Raw genomic sequence first — 24,677 nt, 5'->3', positions numbered from 1 at the left:
GGAGCAGGTGCCCTTTAGGGCGGATGAGGTGCTATGATTACCCTACCCCGCCCCGTTTTCGATTAATCGGTAAGGGGAATTTTTTAGCAAAACTATTTCGTTGCCCCTGATTACTCCGTCCTTACCAGAAATAATCTCTAATCTTAATTTTTAAATTCTTATCTTAACCTATCAGTGCTACTATTAATGAATTAAAAAATTTCAAAAGGAATTGTCTTATGCGCGATGGATCTGCACTAAACCTCATATTGCTCAACCAACTCAGTTTCTAGGAGTGAGCCCATGAGTCGCATCGTTCTTTTTACATCCGGATTAATTATCATATGGATTGTCGGCTACTTTCTCATTGTAGGCAGCCATGTGCTGATTCCTTTGGTCATTGCAGTTTTTATTTGGAATCTTCTCAATACTATCAGTAACATCATTCAGCAAATACCCAGGTTAGGCGCCCTTCTGCCCAATTGGCTCAGTATGATTTTTGCATTCACAATCGTTGCTGTTTTAGTTTTTGTTTTTATTAATATCATTACCAATAATGTAAATAATGTCATCGCAGCCTCAGGTCGCTATCAAGAACATTTATTAGCCATTTCTAATGACATTGATCGAAAATTTCATATTGAATTGTTAGCAAGTATTAACAGCATGATCAAAACCCTAAACCTGCAAACCATTATTGTTAATGTTTATGGCGTGTTCACTACTTTAGCAAGTTCAACAGTACTCATTTTATTGTATGTGGCATTTTTGTTTGTAGAGCAGCATTTTTTCCTAAAAAAAATCGATGCGTTGTTCCCTACATTAGAGGGGCGCCTACTCATTAACAACATTATTATTCACATTGTCAATAACACCCAGACTTATTTGGGTTTGAAATCCATTTTGAGTATTAGCACTGCCATCGCCAGCTGGATTATTATGAAGTGGGTTGGCTTGGATTTCGCGGAATTTTGGGCTCTGCTTATCTTTTTCCTCAATTTTATTCCCAATATTGGTGCGATTATCGCGATTGCGTTTCCAGCCTCACTTGCTATTGTCCAATTTACCGGATGGATTCCTTTTACTGAAATCATTTTAGGCTTAGGTGCAGTTCAATTTGTTGTAGGAAATTTAATTGAGCCACGTTACTTAAGTAATTCATTGAATCTAAGTCCCTTAGTCATCTTAATTGCATTAGCAGTTTGGGGTGCGATATGGGGAATATTAGGCATGTTTCTCTCAGTGCCTATTACCGTAATGATGATGATTATCTTCGCACATTTTGAAAAAACCCGTCCTATAGCGATTCTATTATCTCGAGACGGGGATGTCTTTAAAACCTATGAACTCTTACCAATGGAGAATTTACCCGAACAAGATTGGATTCAATATTAGGAGATTTGCCTTCTCCCCGAGGGGAGAAGGTGCGCTTTAGGGCCGATGAGGGCATAATTCAGTATCCCTCACCCTAGACCTCCCCAATCAAATGAGAGGCGAATTTTTAAACTACAGGCAATGAAAAATCGTTACTTACTGTGAGTTTCCCAAAACGCGATGTGAGCACCTGTAGGATCTTTAATAATTGCAAAACGACCCATCTCCCCTACTTGAGTTACTCCTTTTACCTCATGAGCTCCATTTTGCTTTGATTTTGCCAGCGTCTCTGCAAGATTATTCACCAAAATATAAGCCATCCAATGTGGGGGTATTTCTTTTTGTTGATTTGCAGGAATTTGCCACATCCCACCAACATCCTTATCTTTAGTTTGTATCAGCGTATAAGTCATCGTTTCGTCAGCATGGATTTCTTTAAATTGCCAGCCTAGTACTTTGCTGTAAAACTCTTTCGCCTTGTGCATATCCGCAGTAGCTAACTCATTCCAACAGAATTGTCCCATAGAAGGTTCTGACATGATTCATTCCTTTTTATGATAAGAGGTGTTTGAATAATAGCTTATAATTTCAAAAGATGTTAGAAACTGTGCGCTAAAAAACACATCACAAGAAAGTTATCGTCCAATCAAAAAGTGAATGACTATTAAAGCGATTATTATGAATAAAGGGGCCAGGAGAGATAAATTCCCTCTATTAATCGGTTTGGTTCCGGTGTTCACATTGACAGCCAGACTGTTTAAGTTAGTTGAATCATAAAAAGTATCTTTATCAACGATAATTGCCTGTGGCGGCAATTGTTCTGATTCAGTTTTAGTGCGGTTGGTCTTTTTGACGGCAGTACCTATGGCAAGAAACTCAATCAAGCCATTCCCCAATTGATACACGTAGGTTTTAACCCCCACTACATCATCTGCCCCAATGGCCTGTGCTTCTTCATTGATAATTGCCAAGGCATTTTCGCGGGCTTGATAAATCAAACGTGTCAACTCATTAATTTCTCCACGGACAAATGCTTTAATTGCAGAGGTAATTCCACCTACTAATCCTAGAGAATACACCGATGTGCCTAAAAGTAACTTCATAGGGGCATAACCTAAACGCGCCATATTCCACATTTCGATATTCGTCATGTCGCTGGTAACTACATCATTATCCACAGCCGTGATTAATTGCGGATTTTGCGAAGCAGTTCCTATCATCAGCATTTCACTAACCCCACCAAATGGCAGAACGGTTGTCTTAATACCCAGTACTGCGTTTGCTTTATATTGTCGCGCATGGGCGATAATACGATTTAAGGCCAAGTGCCTGGTTTTATTGAAAATATCGGAGTACTCCTTGATTTCTCCACGAGCCAAGGTTTTTAAACTACCAATTATCCCTCGACCCAAGCCCATAGAATAGGCTACATTGCCAAAAGCAAAACAAATTGGTTTGTACCCGGCATCAAGCTGAGCATACAATTCCTGCCCATCAGCTGAAGTTGAAAACTTATTGTGATCTGCCCCGCTGTCCGCATAAATCACCGAACCTATGGATAAAAATTCAATATTGGCTCCATGCATTATTAATTGGCTGGTCACTCCAGTGATCCCTGTTGCATTTTTGCTCACAGCCTCCTCTAACATTCGTTTGTATGCGGTTTCCCTACCCTCTTCAATAAGTGACGTAATCTGCGTTAACTCACCACCTAATATCGCTTTAAAACCAGAACCGACACTGCCTATAACTCCCAAAGAATGAACACTATTTCCAACAACTATAGTTCCCGGAGAGTAATTTTTAAGCTGTAAACAATATATTTCATTCCCAGATAATCCTGTTGTAACAGCCATAATCTAATCCTTAAAATTATAAATTTATATACATAGTTTAGAATGTTTTTGTACTATAGATAGTCTATTTGCATTCTACTCTCTTAGCTTAAATGAGGTGATCGTAGAATACTGTATCCCACGCCTCATGCTGTGGCACACGGTATTCCGATCGGAAATCCCTTGTTGGACTTGGGGTGACGAGGTACTGTTGTAAAAATTTCAGGAGGCACGGAATTATTTTTTAATTCCTATTTAATGGAGTCAATGCGTTTTGAACCGTATTAAAATTAAAATTGTTTTTTGCATTCTTACTGCAACTCCATTCACTGCAATTGCCGATAATGATATTTGCTCGGATTTATTAAATATTATAAGCGCTCCGAGTAATGTGAATAGCCCTTGTTCCATTCCCTTTAAAAAGGTATTCATTGAACTAAACTACATTGATCAACAATTACCCTATCATGCTAGTGTCCAACAAAATGCTCCTAATGCGAATATTCGTATGGGTTTAGCAGCAAATAATGAACTTTTTGTTCTTCCCCCCAATTACATTGGTCAAAAAACTTTTCCTGGAACAGGAAGTACAGATATTCGCTTTGGTTTAAAACACTCAATCTCCTATCAAAAAAATTGGGTCTTTGCACTGCAAGGAATTGCCGATACGCCGACTGGCAGTGCTGCTTATGGCAGCAATCACTGGGGCATAACCTTCAATGGGATTGCCTACTATGAAATGAACGATCAATTGAGCATTACCGGACAACTGGGTATCAGCAGACTCAGTGATCCCAAACTGAGTGGCGGCAATTATTACACGACGATCAACCCTGATATTGCTTTGGGTTTCTCACCGAGCGCAAAGGTTTCTCTTTATGTAGAGCTCTATGGTCAAAGTAAAATTAGCGCGGCTCAAAGTGCAGGCTTTAACTTTGATGGGGGCATCTTATTTCTAGCCCTCCCTAATACAGTATTAAATCTCAGTGGAGGACAACAGTTATACAATTATTTAGGGGGTTTTATGCATTACGTCAATGTGGGCATTGCGGTCATGTTGTAATGGGGCTATTCGTGCTCCCGAAAACAACTTGGAATTTCCAATCAAGACATCGACCTACTCCAGGGAGCTCCCTCGCGATGCTCAGGATGGCTTTGGGTGCGGAATGAACGAACAAACCTTATGCAAATACCAACGTAGTGTGTTCTGATTCGTCCTGATTTAAAAGACGATAAACATCTTGGGTATCGTTATTCGTATCATGTTGTTTTTGATACACATCATATAATCGATGAGCTACATAGAGACAGGTTAAACCCAAGGCAACTGGCCAAGATGCAGCAGCTGCAGTGATGATAAAGGCGATTCCTCCCACATTAAATGCTAGAGTTTTCCAAAATTCAAGACAATTTTTGTCGCATTCAGCATTCAATTTCTTTAAAAGTTGGTGATGATGTTCATCCTCTAAAACTGCACCATTTGCCAACTCACGCCGTACCGCAATTAAAGATTTTTGATATTTTTTGTATTCTTCCGCAGTATTATAAAGGGCATTACCCAGCAAACTAAATAATGCAAGTCCTGCCAAAGAGAGTGGACCGGTGCATAACAAACTGATGGCAAAACAGGTGGCAATTAAATTTGCAGCAAGAATGTTGATTGCAAAATAAGTACATTGAGCCTCCCATTCGTCATTTAATACATCGATTTGTCGTTGAATCACTGCCCGTTCAAAAGAAGTTGCATCTTTAAATTGCATCTGTAACTCCTGTAAACGATTCTGATATTTGCTGGCTTCGAAAAGCCATTGGGCTAAATATAAAAGCATGTCAAACGTAAGAAATGCGAGGGTTATTACTGACGCTGCTGACTCTGCAATATGAAAAAACTGATTGTAGGTAGTAAGCACCCCTACTACGGACCATACCAAATCACTGGCCATAGTAAAGCCACGCTTCTCCAGTTCTTGCTGCAACACTTTTTTTGTTGATAATTCATCACTTATTGCAGACTCTATAATGTGTTTCATCAAAAGAATCATGTTAATAAGAAAACGAAGTGCATAGAGAAAAATACCCAAATCCGTAATGGCTTCACGAGAATTATTTAAAAAATTAATCCCTTCGATAAAGCTGTACTGATTACCAAGTAACTTATTAACATCTTGAATTATTTCAGCAAAAGAACTTTTTTGAAGATAAATAATTGCATAATTTGCAAAACCGCGGCTATAAGAAAATTGAGAGCGGAAGGTATTTATATTGCCGAAATAGGTGCGCAATTTAGAAATACTGGTTAACGAAGAACCATTCGATCTTATTTTCTCTACTATAAACTCTGGAAAACTTTCAATCGATTTTTGTTTTTGCGGAGGGACGACTTTATAAAGTGTTTCCAGTTCTTGACGAAGTTTTTTAAATTTCTCCAAATCAGAGCCAACATAATCCAATTGATAATAAGAAATCAATAAATCGCACAGGAAGTACAAATAAAGCACTGTAAAATTCTCTTCGTTCCAAAGAGATTTATTTGAGATAACTATTTGATATAACGATGAAAGTTCATACTTTAACCGATCCAAATTAAAATCATCTTCTTTAAAAGAAAAATCAATTTTTTTAAAGGAATTGTTAAAAAAAGTATGTTTTATGAGACTTATTTTTGTTTTTCCCATAAAAAATCATTCAGGTGAGGTGAGATGTATGGCTCAATTGTACTACGAGTTATCAAAAACAGCTTAAAACAATACTGTTAAGTTTCTGAAAAAAATTAGTTAAAAAAAAGAAAAAATACTGCAAATTGGGAGTAAAGGAAAAAAATTTAAGAACAGAACTACCCCCTTTTTTTTCTAAAAACTAATTGATACACTCACTGCCCAAATGTCCATAAATCCGAGATATAAAGTTGATTCTTGATGCAAGTAATTCATCCGATTTTAACGAAATGAATTCATCAAAAAAAGAGAAAGTAGTTATTATCATTCCAACCTATAATGAAGCGTCAGTCATTCAAACGACCATAGAACAAGTTTTTGCATCGGTAGAAAGAACAGCGCGGTATGAAATACATATTTTAATTTTTGATAGTGACTCTACAGATAACACCCAACAAATCGTTGCGGCATTACAAAATAATTATTCAAATTTACATTTATGCAACGAACCAACAAAATCGGGGCTTGGCTCAGCTTATTTGCAAGCCATGAATTATGCTTTAACCTCTCTGGATGCGGATATTATTTTTGAGTTTGATGCCGATCTTTCCCATCAGCCCAAATATATTCTCCCTATGTTGGACATGTTGCAAACCTGTGATTGCGTATTGGGCAGCCGTTATGTAAAAGACGGCAGCATTCCTAAGGATTGGGAATTACATCGGAAGTTATTCTCTATCTTAGGCAATTATGTGGCAAGAGCCATTCTTACCCCTAAGTACAAGGATTTTACCAGCGGTTTTCGGGCTACTCGACGACAACAGCTTTTAAAAATTCTACCTCGTAGCTTCCTGACGAATCATTATGCATACAAAATACAACTGTTATGGCTTTTGCATAAAAACAAAGCAAAAATTCGTGAATATCCCATTGATTTTATTGATCGAAATGAGGGATACAGCAAATTACCTAAAAACAGCATTGTTGATTCATTACGCGTTGTTTTTACACTGCGATATCATGAAATCAAACGCTATTTAAAAATGTGTCTGGTTGGCTCTTTGGGTATCGCGGTACAATTTATTACATATAATATACTGCGTGAATATTTTCAATTTTCTCCTTTTCAAGCCTCACAAATTGCAGTGTGTGCAGCAATCATTAATAATTTCATTTTGAATAATAAAATTACTTTTGGCGACAAAAATAAAACAGCTTGGTCGTTAAAATTAAGACGTCTGCTCCTCTTTACCCTCTATTCAGTTTTTATTATTAACCTGCAAAGTTTTTGGCTGCGGTTTGGTGTCCTTTGTTTTGGGGGGGGGCCCTTGCGAGAAAATATCATTATGGGGGCAGGCATCGGTTTCATGTCCGTATTAAATTACTATGCTTATTCTCGTCATATTTGGGCTGAACAATTTGTTCATAGTCATTAAAGGTAGCACTGTTGATGATTAGGAATCGGCAGGGGAGCAATTCATCCCATGTCCAAACTGGAAGGAATAGATTCGACATGTCTCAAAGCAAATTAATCTCAAGGGACTTCTTTAATTTACAAAAAATTTATCCCTATCTCATTCTTTATTTTATCTTTTTACTGTTGATAGCACCCATAAACATCTTGTCGCTGGATACCTATTATTATTGGGATTGGAGCCGTCATCTTGCCTTGTCCTATTATGACGGTTCTCCCATGATTGCTTATTTTATTAGGCTTTCAACTTCATTATTTGGCCATAATCTCTTTGCTTTGTGTTTTGTGGGCATTACCATAACTGCAGTCACATGTGGTATTATTTATAAATGCGGCCGCTTTTTTTTATCCCACGAAGCAAGCTGCATCGCAATGCTGTCATGGCTCTTTTCACCGCTGGTCACCCGCGATATATTGAAACAAACTACCTATGACACCCCGCTTATTTTATTTTGGGCATTCACCCTTTATTACACTATTAAATTTATCCAAACAAGTAAAACAAGGGATCTCTATTTTATAGGGATCAGTGCCGGACTCATGATGTTATCCAAATACACAGGCATTGTTTTAATCCTTTCACTACTTATTTTTTTAATTTCCACACCGTACCGCTCGATTTTCAAAACAAAACATTTTTATTTTGCTATTTTTCTTGCCATCATTATTTTTAGCCCGGTTATTTTCTGGAATTATCAAAATCACTGGCAATCATTTATTTACCAGTTAACCACCCACAAACTCAATCTTTCAACATCCCCTTTTCTCCATACAATCAAAACCTTTTCCAGCATATTTGTTCCATCCTTGAACATCATGCTTCTTCCTCCCTTTTTTGTGCGAAATAAAGAGTTGGATGAGAAAAAAGCACTGATGGTGAAGTTATGTCGGATTATTTGTTTCACTTTCCTCGGTTTTTACTTATATACAGCAAGCAAAGCGGAGATTAGAGATTTTTGGCTTACACCTTATTTAATGAGCAGCGCGCTTTTATTGGGATATGGATTCACCACATTTCATTTCCGAAAATTGGCAATGGCTTTGATCGCCTCCTATGCCGTAATTAGTCTTTTTGTTTTAATTGACAATACGTCAAAATTTAATTTATTCAACTCAAAAAAACTTGTTTTCTATCATTTAATTCAAAAATTTAATGCTACAAACCCTAAATTACCGGACACAATTTTCACTTCCGGCTGGTTTGCAGCACGCATGCTTTTTTTTCTGCACAACAAACCTACCATTTATACTTTAGGCTGTGGCACCGCAAAAAATCAATATGCATTATGGGGTAATGACATCAATCAACGAATTACAGACAAAACAATAAAAGAGGCGTTCTATATTGATCGCTATGACAGGTCAATTTGTTTGGAAAAATATTTTGATCATTGTCAAAAGCTACCTACCACTACTTATAGTTTTAGGCATAAGCAATATGCACTTTATGTGTATCAATGTAAAAATTTTTAGAACATAAATTCCCTTCTCCCCATGGGGAGAAGGTGCCCGTTAAGGCGGGTGAGGGTATTTACTGCGCTAAATGCCTCCTCAACCTGCCCCTCTCAACCACAATGAATCACAAAGAATAAAATCATAGAGTTTACAGTTGCCTCATCTTTTTTTAATGTATTCATCAAATTATGTTACCATCCATGTTATTCGAACTTGATAAGGAATATCGATGCTTAAATTATTCTTTCTTTTTATGGCCTTGTTTTCTTCGGTTTGTTTTGCTGATGAAAAAGAAATCGCGATTACTATGGATGACCTACCTCTTGTTGCTTCAAGAATGAATAACCCAGGAAATCGGCAGCGCTCCACCGAACGTTTTACTGCAATTGTGCAAACATTCCAAAAATATAATGTTCCAGTAATAGGCTTTGTGATTGCAGGAGCTATAGAAAAGGGTCAATGGGAGTTTCTTGAACAATTTCGAAAAGCAGGTTTTATGTTAGGTAATCATACTTATTCACATTATGACCTGGATCAAATCAGCGCTGCAAAATACATCGCTGATATTGATCGTGCGGATAAAATTCTTACCCCGATAATGACCACCCCCAAATATTTCCGTTATCCCTATTTGGCGGAGGGCAATAAAGGGAAAAAGCAAGAGGTATATGATTATCTTAAAAAGCATAATTACACGATTGCCCCCGTAACCATTGATTCCAAAGATTTTGACTTTAACGAAATGCTTTATAAAGTCCCTTATCGCTCACGAGTGAATTACATTCAAAAAATAAAACCCCGTTATCTGGCCTATATATGGAAACAAACAGTACGAGCAGAGAAAGAGGGCAAAGGCAAAAAACAAATATTATTAATTCATGCCAACCTTTTGAATAGTTATGTATTGGGCGATATTTTGGAAATGTATCAAAAGAACGGATATAAATTTATCAGCTTAACCGAAGCACTGAGAAATCCGGCTCCGGGCATCATTTTTTCTCCTGCCCAAAAAAAAGATACTTTAGGAGAAACGCTGGAAAATGAACTCATCGATCTTCCTAAAACCAAACAAAATTATGTGACCCCTGAGTAACAGTCTTGGAGCAGTTGAATTAAGTAACAGAGTCATTGCCGCGCAGTCGGGAATTCAGGTTAGTTTGGGTTTGATTAGAGATCGATATTCCCCTGCGGCGAGGACAATTTTCTACCCAGTGACTTTATGGTGCTGCGCTGAACTCAAGCGGTACCAAACTACAAAATGACTCTAAGTGGGTAGACCAGATTAAACGCCGTCGTAATCAGGATTTAAGCTTCATGAGCGTATTTCTTGGTGCTAAATAAGAGCTACACTCTTACTAAGAAGGATAATTTTTTTAAACAGGAGGTTTTATGTTAGTACTTGCTATTGTCTTATTTCTTGCTGCAGCAGTCTGTGGCCTCTTTCTTATAACAGCGGTACTACAAGACAGGCCTGTTAATCAAGTGGTGAAAACCCTCCATGGAATTTGTGCAGGATTAGGATTAGTTATCATAATCGTTTACATGCTTTCGTTTATGACAGGACAGGCTTTAATCCTGAGGGCTAGCTTCATCATCTTAATTGCCGCTGCATTAGGAGGATTAACCTTCGTATCGCTCTCTAAGAAAGGAAAACCCCTTCCGAAAGCAGTAGTCATTGTGCATCCAATAATTGCCATCGTGGGATTAATTGCTTTGATAATCTATGTACTACCCTAGATATGAAGACTATTACTTCGAATAGGCTGCGTTTCGGTGCTCGAAAACGCAGCACTTTAGCCTGAGCTGAGGTATATCCTGATTACTCAGGTTCAAATCTATTCTGTAAACGTTCACGAAGTGATGCTACCAGCACTTTGGATGCTTTGTCTGGTGAGCCTGAATTAAAAGGTGGCTCAGGATCATACTCCAGACCAAGTTGTAAACTTTGTGCGATGTTTTCATTTGTAAGTTTCGCAGCAAGATAAAACGCCATATCAATACCCGCCGATACTCCTCCGGCAGTAATGATTTTTCCATCTTCGACAAATCGTTTATGAGTGGGTATGGCTCCCCAATGGCTTAGCCGATTCATCACGGCCCAATGGGTTGTTGCCTTAACCCCTGATAAAACTCCTGCTGCCCCAAGGATTAAACTCCCAGTGCATACTGAAGTAGTCCATAGAGTATTGACATGAATTTTTTTAATCCAGGTGAGTATTTCAGAACACTCACGCAATGCAGTCGCATTACCTGCGCCAGGAATCAGGAGAACATCAGTATGCGAAATCTCATTTACTGCATGCTCCGCAATCAAAGTAAGCCCGGAACAAGTACGTACTGGTCCCTGATTTAAGGCTACTCTGTGCACTACAACTTCCGGTAAGCGACTAAGCACCTCATAAGGGCCAATTGCATCCAGAGCGGTCATTCCTTCATAAAATAAAAAAGTAATCTGTAGTGGCTGATGCATTCCTTTTATCCCTTCTTAACGAATTGAGATTTTAATTTCATGGCTCCAATACCTTCAATTTTACAATCGATATCATGGTCGCCTTCGACCAAGCGAATGTTCTTTACTTTCGTGCCAACTTTTACTACCTGTGACGATCCTTTGATTTTTAAATCTTTGATTACGGTGACTGTATCGCCGTCTTGGAGAACTTGCCCATGCGCATCTTTAATAATGCGTTGTTCATTCTGGCTTTGCTCATCTGCGGCATCTTTCGCCCATTCGTAAGAACATTCTGGACAAATCAATTGGTTTCCATCTTCATAAGTATACTCTGAATTACATTTAGGGCATTGAGGTAGTGAACTCATATTTTTCCTAGTCAAAGACTGACAGTATACCAAAAATTGCACTAGTCTCCTACAGCAGTAATGAGTAAATGGCGTTGCTGTGGTTGATAACGATGCTCATAAAGATAAATTCCTTGCCATGTACCCAAAGCTAATTTCCCCTCGTGTATCGGAATAGTCAAGCTGCTTTGAGTTAAGACCGTACGAATATGTGCGGGCATGTCATCCTTTCCTTCAATGACATGTTTGAAAAGAGGATCGCCATCAGGCACTAAGCGGACTAAGAAGTGTTCCAGATCCCTACGAACTTGGGGATCATAATTCTCACAAATGATTAAAGAGGCACTCGTATGCTTGAGAAATAAGTGGCATAAACCGTGTTTTATTGTCGTTTTTGAGAGAAAAGACGCTACTTCTGCGGTAATATCCTCAGTTCCACGGCCTTGGGTATTAAAAGTAAGAGCAAATTGTTCGATTTTCATAGGTTTAAGCGTTTATTGATGACTTTATTTACTATCGCAAAATTTGGGTCATGATTCAAAGCAAATTATCAGGCTCTACCGCAGTCCCCTTAACCAGAACTGTTTTGTGCCGAGATTTATCTCCTCGTTTTAAGGTGACTTGCTTTACAGGTATTTTAAAAAGCTGTGCAACAAACTGCAACAATGCCTTATTGGCACGACCTTCAATGGGTGGCGTATTTAAACGGATCTTAAGTGCTCCTTCATGAAGGCCGACAATTTCTGTTTTTTTGGCACCAGGCTGCACATATAAATGAAGTGTGAAACCCTCTGCATCGCGTTGATACCACACAGTACAATGATTCCTTAGTTTTTATAGAGTAAATTAAATAGTTGAAAAAATCTGCTCTTTCTTGTGGGCACTGGCATTAAAATCCTCTCTTCCGCTTGTGGGAGAGGGGCTGGGGTGAGGTGTTGATTTTGGCGATTATATCTTCTATTTGTCTCCTCATCCGCCCTAACGGGCACCTTCCCCCCTGAGGGAGAAGGGATATTTCATTTGAGCGGCCTTATCTTGCCAGAGCGCAAATTATTTAATTGGTTAAACTAAAGTAAGACGCTACTTTTCCCATAGTTTCAAGGGCACCGTTATACGTTTTACCAAATAAGCCCATCTCAGCCTGTGCCTTACCGCGATTAAGCTCGGCCATTTTTTCCTTTGTTTCCTGCATCTCAGCAGTATGGCTGAAAAAAGAGTCAGCATGAGTCGCAACACTGGTTTCCTTTTTGCCCATTTGAGATTGAAACCAGGATTTTGCTTTAGGCGCTGGATTTTCTTTAGTAATGAGACGAACAGGGAGCGTTCCATCACTTAATTCTTGAGCCAGATTATCCCCTGCTTGTTGTAATTGCTCCAGTAGCAAGGCGTCATCCGTCGCAATTGCATGTCGAATTGTGGTATCACGAACGATCTGAAACATTTTTGTGTAATCAACACGCTTGCTTTCTTTCGCATGTTCCATATTTTTCTTGGCAGTGACGTAGGCTAATTTGTCACCCTCCATAATAATTCGCGGATCTCCAGCAAAAAGTTCAAGAATATTCGAGCGTCCGGTAGATAACATTGCGCCAATAGTTGTTTGAGTCGCCCCAGAGCCTTGATTTTCAAAAGTAAGATTAGGTTGTTTAGCAATAAACCGAATCAAATCTAAGGGGGGTACCACAGCAAGAACAACTCGTCTGAGAAGTGACCTGCCATTAGTATCTACTGCATTCACCAATTCAGGATGTTTCTTAATCAGTTTTTCTACTTCATCGTATTTTTTTTCAGCCACAGCTTGCCATAATGATTCTTCTTGAGGTGACATATTTTTCTCCCTATCCTAAAAAATAGGTCATATTATACCAAAAAAAAGGCACGCTGTGATATAGTCAATCAATTGTTGCGCAAAAAGTATTACATTCCTACACTACTTTGCGGTTTATTTTTTAATTGAATTATTGAGGAAAGGCTATCTTTTACATGATCTAAAGGCTCATAATCTATCCCTAAATCACAGGCATCACAAATTTTTTGAATATGAGAAGGATTCGCTCTATCAAATCCTATTGATTTGGCATCTTTGATTAGAGTTTCAATCTCCTTTATTTTCTCTGAAACTTCGGCTCCATACTCTTGCTGCAATTCATTTAAAATGCCGGATAATTCTTTTAACATTGATTCATAATGACGCTGTTTTTCCGGATCAAAGGTAATGAATTCTGTCCCATCTCGTATGGAGTTCATAAAAAAGCGATACCGATGGACATTGAGTGGATTTTCCTCATCAGCGATTGACTGATGTTCCCTCTGATCAATCTCATCTTCAGGGGGACTTAACTTCGCCTCAATCCTGTGCTCTTCAGGAAGCGAGGTCGGTTGCAGCTTTTTGTCATTAGGCAAGGTATCTTGAGACATCTTGTCGCTGCTCTGCTCAGCAACGGGCATAAGCGATTCCACTTCAATTTTTCCCACTGCTGACAAAGGATTGGCATGAGGATTATCATCCTTAGGCGTTGTAACTTGGGGCTTCTTCACGCTTTGAGGCTCAACAACAGGCATAAGGGATTCTACTTCCATTGTTCCCTCCACTAACAAAGGAGGGGCTTGAGAATTATCATCCTCAGGCATTATAGCTTGTGGCATCTCCTTGCTTGAATGCTCAATAGCAGGCATAAGGGATTCCACTTCCATTGTTCCCGCCACTAACAAAGGAGCGGCTTGAGGATTATAATCCTTAGGCGTTGTAGCTTGCGGATTCTCCTTACTTAAACGTTCTACGTCAGATAGGTGAGATTGTCTTTCGACTTGCTGTTCCTCAGGTAAATCCAAAGGAGGATTAGAAATTATGGGATCCTCATCAGGGTTTTTTTGTTTTAAAGAGGAACTGCCCGAGGTGAGCATCATGAAATCTGCACCCTCTTTGGGTACGGCAGCAATCATCTGCTTCATTAAATTGACATTCAATTCAAAACGATTTCTTACATCTTCTGGTAATAACGGTTGAACAATACCTGCGATGGTTTCTAATTCTTTATTGCATCGACTTAATAAAAGTTGGGTTGCCTCATAACCTTCTGCTTTTTTTAGCTCATCTTTATATAAGTTTAATTGACGTATGCCGGCATCTAACTGGCTTACTTGTTCTTTATCCAATTCATCGACAGGACATTTTTTCAATTCATCGAGGATAAAATTCAGACTCGAGCTTATATCCTCTAAAGCATGTGCACGGGCATTTTCATAGTGAGTAGACAGAGTCTGCATCTCCTGTTCCCACTCAAGCTGAATTGTTTGACTTTCCTTTTTAAAATTTTGGATGTTCTCTTGATGCTCCTCGTATATTATTTTTAATTGTGGCGACTCATCACGCATTTCTTCAAAAAATTGCTCAAGAATTTCCTGAACCTCTTTCAGTTTTTCCTCTCTGATTTGACGGTGCTTTTCAATAACCTCAATGTTTAGCATCGCTACATCGTATTGCTCTGTAGCTAAAGGTAGGAGATGATTCAATTCAGTCTCCATTTCTTCTTTTTTTGCCATGATGCTCTGATAAATGGCAATTGCCTTTTGTTTTTTTACTTCATTAATACGCTCATCTTCAACGATTAAGTCTAATGCCTTGCGCATTGAGTTAATATGTTCCTCATAAGTGGTATCCATTAATTTAATCTGTTTCATATGATGAACGTAGGTAATGCGCTTCATCTCCTCTTCGTAATATTGATACAAATCCATATTTGTTAAACCATAAAGCGATTTTTCCCATTCAGATGCAGGAAGACGATGGGGTTTAGGTTCCTCAGGCTGTCGTAGGATTGCAGATTCTTTTTTTCTCGGCAGATACACAAAATCCTGGAGTTTTGCTGCTGCTGCCTTAGCATGCTCTTTTTCTATCTCATCAAGTAATGCACGTTCTTTCGCTAATAAATCCTTATCTTCAAACAGTTTGCGGATTACATCAAAACGCCCTGTAACCGTAAGAAAGAAAAGTAGATTGTGTTCGCATAAATGAATAAATTCACTAAAAATCTGTTCATTTTGACGAATCACATCGTTTTTATTTTGAACCCCATTAAGCCTTCTGAGCCATCCTAGATAAGATACTAAAAGAGGATACGTTGCTTCAGATAACTCATGTTGTTTTAAAATTGCATCACTTGGATTGCCCATTACTCTTTTCAAATGTTCATCCGGTGATAGATGAATGCTTCCCATTGCCCAGCACCTTGATCATATTTTAGTTAAGTATAGTATTTTTTTTACTTACTGATTTAATATAAATCTAAAGCGAGTTCATTGGTAAACTAAAGAATATCGGGACATAGGGCACAGCGACTGAGCTAAAGAACATGCACAGAGGATGTCTCCTCCTTTCCTTGCTCCATCATCCCGAGCATAGTGAGGGATTTTGATGCTATAGCGTCGTGTGACCATGAGGAGCTCCCTCGTTGCGCGCTGGTTGACGGAGGGGAGAGGAGAAAACTTTAGTGTCGAACATTTTTAGGAAGATAATTAATCACACAATAGCTCAAACATTTGGCATTGGTAATCTCAAGGTCACGAAAATAGGTGATTTCTTTAAAATAAAAATCAAAAGTTTCTTGTATCGCTTCAAAATATCCTTTAATGAGCACAGAATAACGCATTTTTTCAGTATGATGGATTTCGAGTAATTTGGAATATAAAAAAGTAATCTCATGGGTACATTGTGTATGTGCTATTAAAGCAACATCAAAACAGTTGGCTTCACTCAATTTGATTTTTAATTTATTAATAAAAACAAGCATGTTGGAAATACAAAAGTTAATTTTTTCTATTTTTTCTTGATATACCTCACCTAATACATCAGGTATTGAATAAATCATTTCGCGTAAAAAATTTAAATCCGCTATGTAATTCCCTAATACATTGTGTTTCTTCGTTTCAATAAATCGCGCTTGCCACTCGACTAAGTGCATCACCGTACGTTTATAAGCAATCAGTTCCTTATTTTTGGAATTATCTCCTGTAGAAACTAGGTTACTTTTTTTCAGCTGTTCTATATGGCCCATCACCATGAAACATGCATTTTTAATATCTTCGAAAGTTAACGACTCGAAATTGTTTGTTTCAATTTTTTCACTGATATTATCAATGATTGTTACTACATCACGGGATAACATTGCTGTTCCAAATCAGACATCTTCTAGATCTGAGTATAGTTCAATATTTGAACACCAAAGGAACGGATTATAGAAGTTTTTTGATAATAACCACATACTTGCAGTATTTAAAACACGTAGCGCTTGGTACAGCGCTACTATTTTTACATATTTAATGCCACTATTTCAGAAGATGAATCATTCAATTCTTGTGGCACAACAGGTATAGGGTTCTCTTGATGAGGTAAATTGACTACTTGTTCCGCTTTAAACGTCGTGAGTTGCTTTTCAAATTCAAAAAGATCCGCCGGATGAGTAATGCGCTTGACGTAAACACTACCTCTTTGTTCTTCCTCTTTTATTTTTTCATTGAGGAAAATAATTTGTTGTTTTAGTGACGCAACTTGATCCGCAGTTTTTTGCTGTAATTGCTCAAGTTGACTCAGCAACTCACTCTGTTTTTTCTCAATATTAGAACGAAAAACATTCTCTAAATTTACGGTAGGTTTATTGACTAGATAATTAAACTCGATAACCCAATCATCTATAGTTTCTGGAGTAAAAACATAACTTGATGCATAAGAATAAATCTTACCCACTAAAGATTTCGTTTTCATCCCTTCTACAATTCGCTCACGCAAATCCTTAAATCCTATTTTCAATATAATATCTTGAATTTTATCAATTTCCTCTTCTTTTAAGTCAGGAAATTCAAAGGTTTTGACTAAGTCTCTATCGAGAAAACTACTGCGAATGTTATCAGGAAAAGCACTCAAGTCCTCAGGCCTCTGATCGACAAGCCAGCCCTTTAAAACAAGAATATCATTGACCTGATCTTGAAATTGCTTCGGAAATAGCTCTTTAGTAGCTGTAATTTTTCCTTTAAATTTTAGTAGCGGTAATTGCTCTTTTATCAATTGCTGCAGCATAGTGTTTTGCACATTAGCTTGGATTAGTTTTATGTCTAAAGCATCTCGCTCTTTAGTTAGCTCGTCTGCACGTGAATTATATTGGGTAAAATCATGAAATAAAGCATGCGCGCCAGAACCTTCAATCACTAAATCAAAATAATCACTAAAACCATTATGTCCTTTTTTAAGGGTCACATGGCCTACATTAAATCCGTTTAATCCAGTCAGTTTACCCTTAAGATTTTCAGCTTTGCATGTAAGGTACTTGCTCGTATCCAGTAATTCCCTATGCTCCTGACTCAATTTGTCGAACAAACTGCGAACCTTTCCGCGCAAATGGGCGACTGGCTTTTGTAATGGAGAATTTTTTTTAGCAAGCTCTGCTACTTTAGTTGAGAGAAAGTAATACATTTCATAAAAAGCATAGATCGTATTATTTTCTTTTTGTATTGCCGCCAATCCCCTTTTAATGGCCTTCCATTCATTTTTTCCAAGTAAGCTGGAATCATCATATTCCAAAACACCAAAGGTTGTATTCAACTGTTCTTTCATTACGTCATAAAGTGCTTCTTCTTTGCTGTGGTGAATAAAATCAGCATCCAGTTCGTTTTCGCCTGAACCAATTGCCGTTAACCGGTTAAGAGTTGCTAAAGTATCTTTGATTAGGGTACGTGTATTTTTATGCCCCAAAAATGGAAATATCCATAATCCTTCAAGCTGCAATTCTTGTTGTGCTAGTACCCTATACAAATTCTTAATTGCAATTTTTTTCCCATCAAGATCGTTTGCTTCTTTTAATTGCTGCACTGCATCTAATATAGCTTCTGCAGCAGCTGCAGCGGTAGAGCGCTCAAGCAAATACTCTAGACCACGATTTTCTATCTTTGCCCAAGATAAAGTGGATTCCAACTCATCGACCAGTTCGACGACAACGTTATCCAAATAAATTGTTTTTAAATTCTGAAGTTCATTTGGCTCTTCAAGATCTGCTTCTCTAAATACGCGCATCATCTCATGAATGATGGGTTGCATGGCATATTTTTCAGTAAATTGCTCTTCAGGCAAATATTTATTGGCATAATCTCGCAAACAAACAATGAGATGATCAAAATTTTGTGCCTGGGCAACTTGAGCAAGCAATATGGATCGCACCTTTTTATTTAAATAAGGATTATTTTCTATGATACGCTTGATATCTTCAGCAAATAAAAACACCTGATTTTTAACAAAATCATTGCGATATGAATTGACATCACCGTCGGCAAATCGCAACATGGCTCCATTGACATCCAATCCGGATAGGAGATAGCGATGTGCTTTTTTCTTCTCCAACAGCATTGCTTTTTGGTTTTCACGTACTGCTATTCGACTTAGCTTCAATTGCTCAGGCAATGACACTCCGTCCAAATAGTGACAACGCAAATCATTCACTGAGCCCTCTATGATGACTGGCCTTGCTTTTTCTTTAAGAAAGGCCCGTTTCTGCTCCCAAATCAAATTTACAGCGCCTTCATAAGCAAGCACCGCATGATCCAAAATCATTTTCTGCTGGTGTTGTTTGACATCCGAACGAGCATATGGGCTTGGGTATTTTTTTTGCGGATCAGTATATTCCAGACAATCAATCCATTTTTTATTCAAATCAAGAAGTAAATCCTCTCTTTGCTTCAATAATTCAACATCCAGAGTTCTCCATTCAGATTGAGGATAAACAAGATGCAGAAACTCTTTCCATTCCTGGAATTGTTGTAAAACAACATGCTGTATTTCAGAAACTTTCTGAGTGTAATAACGCTCAACAGCACTGTCTTTAGTTTTCTTAGCTAATTCTTGATGTTGATTTTTTGGTTGCGAGGAGATGACGAACTGCTCATTGATGCCAAACAGACTACATTGCTCTGCTAACTCATCCTTTTTACTTACGGATTTACAAAGAGCAATAATCCGACCCTGTTTTTTATAATCATCAATCAATTCCTTGGTTGAACTTGAATCGACAAAACGCATCTCAGGCTCAATAGTAAACTGCCAATCCGGATGTTCCTGTTGCAGTCGAACATGTAGAAATTGATGTATCAGATAGGTAAAACCCTCTTGAGATCCTTTTTGGCTCAAGGGAATAGCAGTGTGAAGTGCTGAGTCAGAAGGTAGAATAGCAAAATCCTCCCCTTCAACTAAACGTTGGGCTTCTATGGCTGAATTGATCCATAAATATAATTGCTCATCAGGTATCGCGCGTAATTGCACCTTATGCTGACCTGTTGGCGTATGCCGGTCCAAAAATTCTTTTAATCGTTCAACATCCAGACCCTCACTCCAAACTGTACCTTGAGCTAGAGTTGTGAATTTTCGCTGATGAATAAATGCATGGACAAGTGGATAAATCCAGGCATAGGAATGATTCTCATCGGCTTGAACCAGATGATAAATGGTTTTTTGATTTAATTTTGAAAAATCAGAACCACAAAGAATTAAGTTACTTGATACAGGATGACCGTCTTGATAAGCGATTAATGGTTCATTATCAACCTTGGCCCGAGAGCGGTATAAGGCCAAATCGCCTACAGTAGAATAATTTATCCCACCCACTTGATACGCTCCCTTAGGGGAATCCGCGCGAATACGGCCTGAAGCAATACCAAGCGAGGTCAGAAAATCTTGAGTCCCTTTATCATCATGAGTCACCCTATTTCGGTTGGCAGTGCAGACATCAATGGTTCCACCCTCAGCCTCAACCCACTGCATGACAGCAAGTAATGATGCACTGACATCAGCTTCCTCGGTCTCAACTTCCATCAGCATATTGTTCTGCTGACCTCTAAGTGAGACTAAAACGGAAATAAGTTGCGTTGTATCTGCAAATAAACCGGTAGCCCGGAAATACTGTTCACGGAGTACTGCAAGCAATTTTACCTGGGCTTTCAATTTTTCCTGAGCATCAAGACCAGGTCTTCTTAGGGTGCCAATCAGTATATCGAAAAAGTCACGCAACTCATCACGGCTGACTTGAGTTAAATTCTCGTATTTGAGGATAGTCTGCTTCGAGGGCTCATCCCCTACAACCAGCGTAAATGGTTTACTTCTACCGATAGCATTGATGTAAGTAATTTGTTGTGCTAAATCGTACTGTTCTTGGCTACTTAAAGACGTTCCCTCAATACTGTCTTGAATATTGCCGATAACCCGCATTATTTGTGAGCTTTCAAATTGCTCATCAAGAATTTGCTCTGTATCCTTTATGATCATCCCAAATTCATTGTTTTTTGGCGCACGGGCTGATTTGGGATCCTTATCGAACGCATCAATATAAGCCATCAGCTCATGATTATAACCATTTAAGGCATCGATAAAACCATCTATATCCGGATAAGGTGGTGAATCAAATAATTTTGCCAATTTCTCTAGATTGTAATGATTTAATTCAAGTCCTGCTTGCACTTCTAGTATGCGATGAATGTTTTTATCGGTTGTACGCTCACCGAATGTAAGTAATATTTTTGAGCAGATATTTAAATCAGAATCGCCCATACCGTTTAATTTATCAACTAAGTTAATAAACGTCTTTTCTTTGCCATTGGCACAGGTTTTCATTAATAAAACAAGCATGGGCACCAGTGAAGGTACCTTTGCTCTGGCCTGAGTCACTGAGGTAATTTTCTCAACCATGGTTTTTAGCAAGTGTTCATCAACTTCAGGACCTGCATTTTTTATGACTTCAATTAATGCATTGAATAATTCTTTAGAGTGCTTTTCATTCACCCCTGCTAGGGATTGAAGGGCGATTATTTTCTTCAAAGGAAATAAAGAGTTTTGCGTTAAATTATAAGTACAGGACCAACGCAATAAAGATTCATACGCTTGCTCACCGAAAATTCCTCGGTATTGTGTTAAATAATGAACCTCACTCAAAACCCGATGCAATTGTTTTCCAGAATATCCCGGTGCATCTTTTAATACTTTGCCTATTATTTCTAAAGGAGATGCAGCTGAAAGTGGCTCATCTCGACTTAGGGTTTCCAATAGAGTCTGTATTTGAACTACAGTAAGCGCTTTTTTTCCTGGTAGTTTGGGTTTGATTTCATCAGCTAAGGCTGAAATACAACGGCGGAAATCGATACTGTTTTTATTTTTAATGCGAGTGAGTGAATTAATCAAGCCATTCGCTTCATCTAATCGGTGCCTCCATTCTAGAAACAGCTCATCAATAGGAAGATCGGTATCTAATTCTTCAAGGTGTGTAAATAGAAAATCCTCAAGACCCTCATTGGAGGTCTGTAACGATTCTAAAGCAGCGCTTAAGCTGGATTGTAAACTGGCCTTTATCCTGGGTTGCAGTGCAGCCATAAAGGATTGCTCTGAAAAAAATTCATCTCCCAAGACCTCCGTCATTGCTACTTTTGCTTGAGGAAATCCGGACAAAGTCCAAGAAAACATTCTACGGCTCAATAAACTCTTAACCTCTTGCTCTTCTTCAGCTAAAGCATTGAGAACCGCCCGTGGACTAATAGGTTGTTGGTTCAAATAATACAGCACCAAGTTATGTGCATCTAACCAGGGCTCCAGATACCCTTTTATTTTTTCGGGTAACGCTGCCAATCTCTTCTCGAGTTGACATTGCTCATAGTTTTGTCTCATCAGGTTAAAAAAATCGATTGCTGTTTCATGAGCCGATTCTTTTCCTATTTTTAACCCAGGCAATTCCGTGTGCACTATTTCAAGAATACTTGCTTTTTGATCTTCAGCTTCAGTAAATTCGGCCTTCCTGACTGAATCAACAGTTTTTATGAGTTGCTCTAAAGACGGCAAACGATAAGAAGCTTCTATGTTAATATCGGTCAGAATCGCTAATAACTGCTCTCTACGATTGTCTTGCATCGCACGCACTGCATAGGCGAGCGCTTTTATTTTAGTCTCAAACTCACTATCTTCTGCATCCTGTTGCGTCACTTTCGTTATTTCATCATCCAATAAGGACAAAAGTACAACAATCCGAGATAATGTTTCCGGTTGTTCCTGAAAAAGTTCAGGCAAAAATCGAGCCAGTTTAGAAGATGAAACTAAGTGGTTGAGTAAATTGGTATAAGAAAATTTTTGGATGGGCACAGTATTGGTCTGCTCCATGGCCAAACGTCTTTTATAATGCTCAATAATCAATCGGGCCTCATCACCAAACTCAGCCGTCAAACTTAAAGCGAGAGCACTCAATTCTTGAAACTCATGACGTGCTTGGTCGGGAGCTTGGGCTTTTGTTTTTTGCAGGGTTACTAGGACATCAACAAGTGAATCCAACTCATCCGCCGTAGGCATTGATTCCCAGTTTTGAAGCGCCAGTGATTTTGCGAGCCCTAAAATTAACGAGGATAATTCATGTTGCAAGTTCTCATCAAACTGCTCTGCTGTTGCAATCAATTTGCCGACAAGTTTTTGAATCGATGCATCAGGATATTCAGTATGTGTCACAGTGCGTTGACCGGTGGTCAATAAAATGACGACATGAAGTAATAGTGCTTTATTTTGATTATTTAGATTATTATTTTTACTTATTTCTCGTTCAATTTTTTGATAGACATCCAGACTGAACGCCCATTCTTGTGTCCCGATAAATCGATAAAAACGTGTGATGAACTCTTCATAGGAACAATCAACAGGAGTCAGCCATCGACTCACTTGCCTAGGAATTGTAGGAGTCGAATAATCTGGAATCTCTTCATCGACACCAGCCCTTAAATTCATATGCCGTGATACCAACTGATAATTGTAATCACGGCTGGCATAATAGGCACTGTGAACATCCAATCGATCTAAATACCTCAGTTGCTCTTCCGGATCGCCACTGTTATTTATAATGAACAGCAAGCAATCTAAGGCAGACTTCATGTGTTTGATATTTGTTACAGTACAGGAGAAGGGTAACTTGAGCTTCTTGTGCTCCAATTGCTCCAAGAAATAGTTATAAGCTGCAAATAAATCATTAAAGTCAGTAGGAACTCCTGCTGCTTTATGTTGAGCAACTAAAGTAAGCCACCAGGTTTTCTGTTCACTGCTTAATTCGCTCAATTTTTTCAGGTTTGCTAAACCTTGAGGAGACATTAAGTCAAGATAGCGTTCCGGTTTATCGAGAAATAACGCCTCAAAATCGTTAAAAAATTCTTTTTCATGGAATGTCTTAATCTGTTGCAATAAAAGTAAAACTCCGCCAGCTCCAGTATGAATGAGCACCTGAGCAAGACCCTGATAGTTACGATCAGTTAAGGGTAAAACCGCTAACAAGCTTTTTATGCATTTCAATTTTGGTGCATCATGTTCTGCTAGCTTAGATACAAAAAAAATAAACGCTGCCTGGCGTTGCTCGGTTGAACTCTTCGCGCTCAGTAACGAGTCAAATTCTGCCTTATAACGCTCAACGGACTCAGAGTCTTTTTTTAAATAAATAAATTGTAGGTAGGAGCCAACAAGGTGGCGGACCTTTTTATAAGGCTCCTCAGGGACGAGGGATAGAGGACTTATTTCAGGATGTTGATATGGGGCCTCATTATCCTTTCGCTTTCTCAGAGTCGCTTTTTGCTGTTGATGCTGCTGCTCATGGGGAATTCGGTATTGAAGCTGTAAACCAATACTCGAATGATTTGTACCCTCAACCCAATTCTTTTTGGCTTTTCGTATTTTAGGGGTATACGGTTGGATGGAGGACTTAGATAACTCTATGATTTGTTCTTGGAATTCAAGAGCAAATTTTTGACGTTTACTTAACAAATAGGCATTATCAAAAGAGAGTTGATAACGCGACTGGTGCGAGGGAAATTCGAATTTGTAAATTCGGGAACGCTCCGGGCTGAAAAGAAATGCAAGTAGTTCCTCGTAATTTTTTTGAGAAAATGCGTCACATTGCAAGGCGACCGTTACTTCTCCTGAAATGAGCTTATCTTGCTCATACGTAACTTCCAAGTGGGTAGTAAAATCCTTGACCTTATCAAAACTCGCTTCGCCCACAGTGATTTTCATGTAACCAGGTCCCCCAAATAATAAATACTAAGACTTTATTATCCAAATAG

General features: G+C 38.5%; 17 protein-coding genes. 6 read left to right on the top strand and 11 right to left on the bottom strand.

The genetic code is table 11. The features are described from left to right. Window positions 1–282 precede the first annotated feature (282 nt). Window positions 283–1,374, top strand: a complete 1,092-nt coding sequence (locus OQJ13_RS13290) for an AI-2E family transporter (protein ID WP_265711306.1) — start codon at window positions 283–285, stop codon at window positions 1,372–1,374. A 131-nt stretch (window positions 1,375–1,505) separates the two neighbouring features. Here the strand turns inward: OQJ13_RS13290 and OQJ13_RS13285 are convergent, their stop codons facing one another. Next, the gene (locus OQJ13_RS13285) at window positions 1,506–1,892 is read right to left on the bottom strand and encodes a VOC family protein (RefSeq protein ID WP_265711305.1); all 387 of its coding nucleotides are present in this window, start codon (window positions 1,890–1,892) and stop codon (window positions 1,506–1,508) included. 96 nt (window positions 1,893–1,988) lie between these two features. Further along, the gene (locus tag OQJ13_RS13280) at window positions 1,989–3,209 is read right to left on the bottom strand and encodes a heavy metal-binding domain-containing protein (protein WP_265711304.1); all 1,221 of its coding nucleotides are present in this window, start codon (window positions 3,207–3,209) and stop codon (window positions 1,989–1,991) included. Between the two features lie 253 nt (window positions 3,210–3,462). Here OQJ13_RS13280 and OQJ13_RS13275 point away from each other — a divergent pair, with 253 nt between their 5' ends. Further along, window positions 3,463–4,251 carry a transporter gene (locus tag OQJ13_RS13275; protein ID WP_265711302.1) on the top strand — a complete coding sequence of 263 codons (789 nt, stop codon included), beginning with the start codon at window positions 3,463–3,465 and terminating at the stop codon, window positions 4,249–4,251. Window positions 4,252–4,369: 118 nt separating this feature from the next. On the opposite strand, the gene OQJ13_RS13270 is transcribed toward OQJ13_RS13275, so the two are convergent. Continuing rightward, window positions 4,370–5,863, bottom strand: a complete 1,494-nt coding sequence (locus tag OQJ13_RS13270; RefSeq protein ID WP_265711301.1) for a hypothetical protein — start codon at window positions 5,861–5,863, stop codon at window positions 4,370–4,372. 230 nt (window positions 5,864–6,093) lie between these two features. On the opposite strand from OQJ13_RS13270, the gene OQJ13_RS13265 reads away from it, so the two are divergent. From OQJ13_RS13265 to OQJ13_RS13250, 4 genes are all read left to right on the top strand, one after another. After that, window positions 6,094–7,278 carry a glycosyltransferase family 2 protein gene (locus tag OQJ13_RS13265; protein ID WP_265711300.1) on the top strand — a complete coding sequence of 395 codons (1,185 nt, stop codon included), beginning with the start codon at window positions 6,094–6,096 and terminating at the stop codon, window positions 7,276–7,278. 77 nt (window positions 7,279–7,355) lie between these two features. Beyond that, window positions 7,356–8,789, top strand: coding sequence for a glycosyltransferase family 39 protein (locus tag OQJ13_RS13260; protein ID WP_265711299.1), 1,434 nt, complete (start codon window positions 7,356–7,358; stop codon window positions 8,787–8,789). Window positions 8,790–9,000: 211 nt separating this feature from the next. After that, the gene (locus tag OQJ13_RS13255) at window positions 9,001–9,864 is read left to right on the top strand and encodes a polysaccharide deacetylase family protein (protein ID WP_265711298.1); all 864 of its coding nucleotides are present in this window, start codon (window positions 9,001–9,003) and stop codon (window positions 9,862–9,864) included. A 296-nt stretch (window positions 9,865–10,160) separates the two neighbouring features. Continuing rightward, on the top strand, window positions 10,161–10,508 hold the full coding sequence (locus OQJ13_RS13250) for a hypothetical protein (protein ID WP_265711297.1): 348 nt from the start codon (window positions 10,161–10,163) through the stop codon (window positions 10,506–10,508). Window positions 10,509–10,590: 82 nt separating this feature from the next. On the opposite strand, the gene OQJ13_RS13245 is transcribed toward OQJ13_RS13250, so the two are convergent. The 8 genes from OQJ13_RS13245 to OQJ13_RS13210 form a co-directional block, all read right to left on the bottom strand. After that, entirely contained in the window at window positions 10,591–11,241 is a 651-nt protein-coding gene (locus OQJ13_RS13245) for a DJ-1/PfpI family protein (protein WP_265711296.1), read from the bottom strand. Window positions 11,242–11,246: 5 nt separating this feature from the next. Then, window positions 11,247–11,591, bottom strand: coding sequence for a zinc ribbon domain-containing protein YjdM (locus tag OQJ13_RS13240; protein WP_265711295.1), 345 nt, complete (start codon window positions 11,589–11,591; stop codon window positions 11,247–11,249). Window positions 11,592–11,632: 41 nt separating this feature from the next. Beyond that, entirely contained in the window at window positions 11,633–12,052 is a 420-nt protein-coding gene (locus OQJ13_RS13235; protein WP_265711294.1) for a secondary thiamine-phosphate synthase enzyme YjbQ, read from the bottom strand. Window positions 12,053–12,107: 55 nt separating this feature from the next. Next, window positions 12,108–12,383, bottom strand: a complete 276-nt coding sequence (locus OQJ13_RS13230) for a DUF167 domain-containing protein (protein ID WP_265711293.1) — start codon at window positions 12,381–12,383, stop codon at window positions 12,108–12,110. A gap of 241 nt (window positions 12,384–12,624) precedes the next feature. Further along, window positions 12,625–13,398, bottom strand: a complete 774-nt coding sequence (locus tag OQJ13_RS13225; RefSeq protein ID WP_265711292.1) for a hypothetical protein — start codon at window positions 13,396–13,398, stop codon at window positions 12,625–12,627. 89 nt (window positions 13,399–13,487) lie between these two features. After that, window positions 13,488–15,788, bottom strand: coding sequence for a hypothetical protein (locus OQJ13_RS13220; protein ID WP_265711291.1), 2,301 nt, complete (start codon window positions 15,786–15,788; stop codon window positions 13,488–13,490). Between the two features lie 269 nt (window positions 15,789–16,057). Next, the gene (locus tag OQJ13_RS13215) at window positions 16,058–16,735 is read right to left on the bottom strand and encodes a hypothetical protein (RefSeq protein WP_265711290.1); all 678 of its coding nucleotides are present in this window, start codon (window positions 16,733–16,735) and stop codon (window positions 16,058–16,060) included. 143 nt (window positions 16,736–16,878) lie between these two features. After that, a complete protein-coding gene (locus OQJ13_RS13210; protein WP_265711288.1) occupies window positions 16,879–24,627 on the bottom strand; it encodes a hypothetical protein in 7,749 nt (2,582 codons plus the stop codon). Window positions 24,628–24,677 lie beyond the last annotated feature (50 nt).

It is taken from the genome of Legionella sp. PATHC035 (assembly GCF_026191115.1).
Lineage (GTDB): Bacteria > Pseudomonadota > Gammaproteobacteria > Legionellales > Legionellaceae > Legionella.
This window is presented reverse-complemented; position numbering and strand designations above follow the sequence as displayed.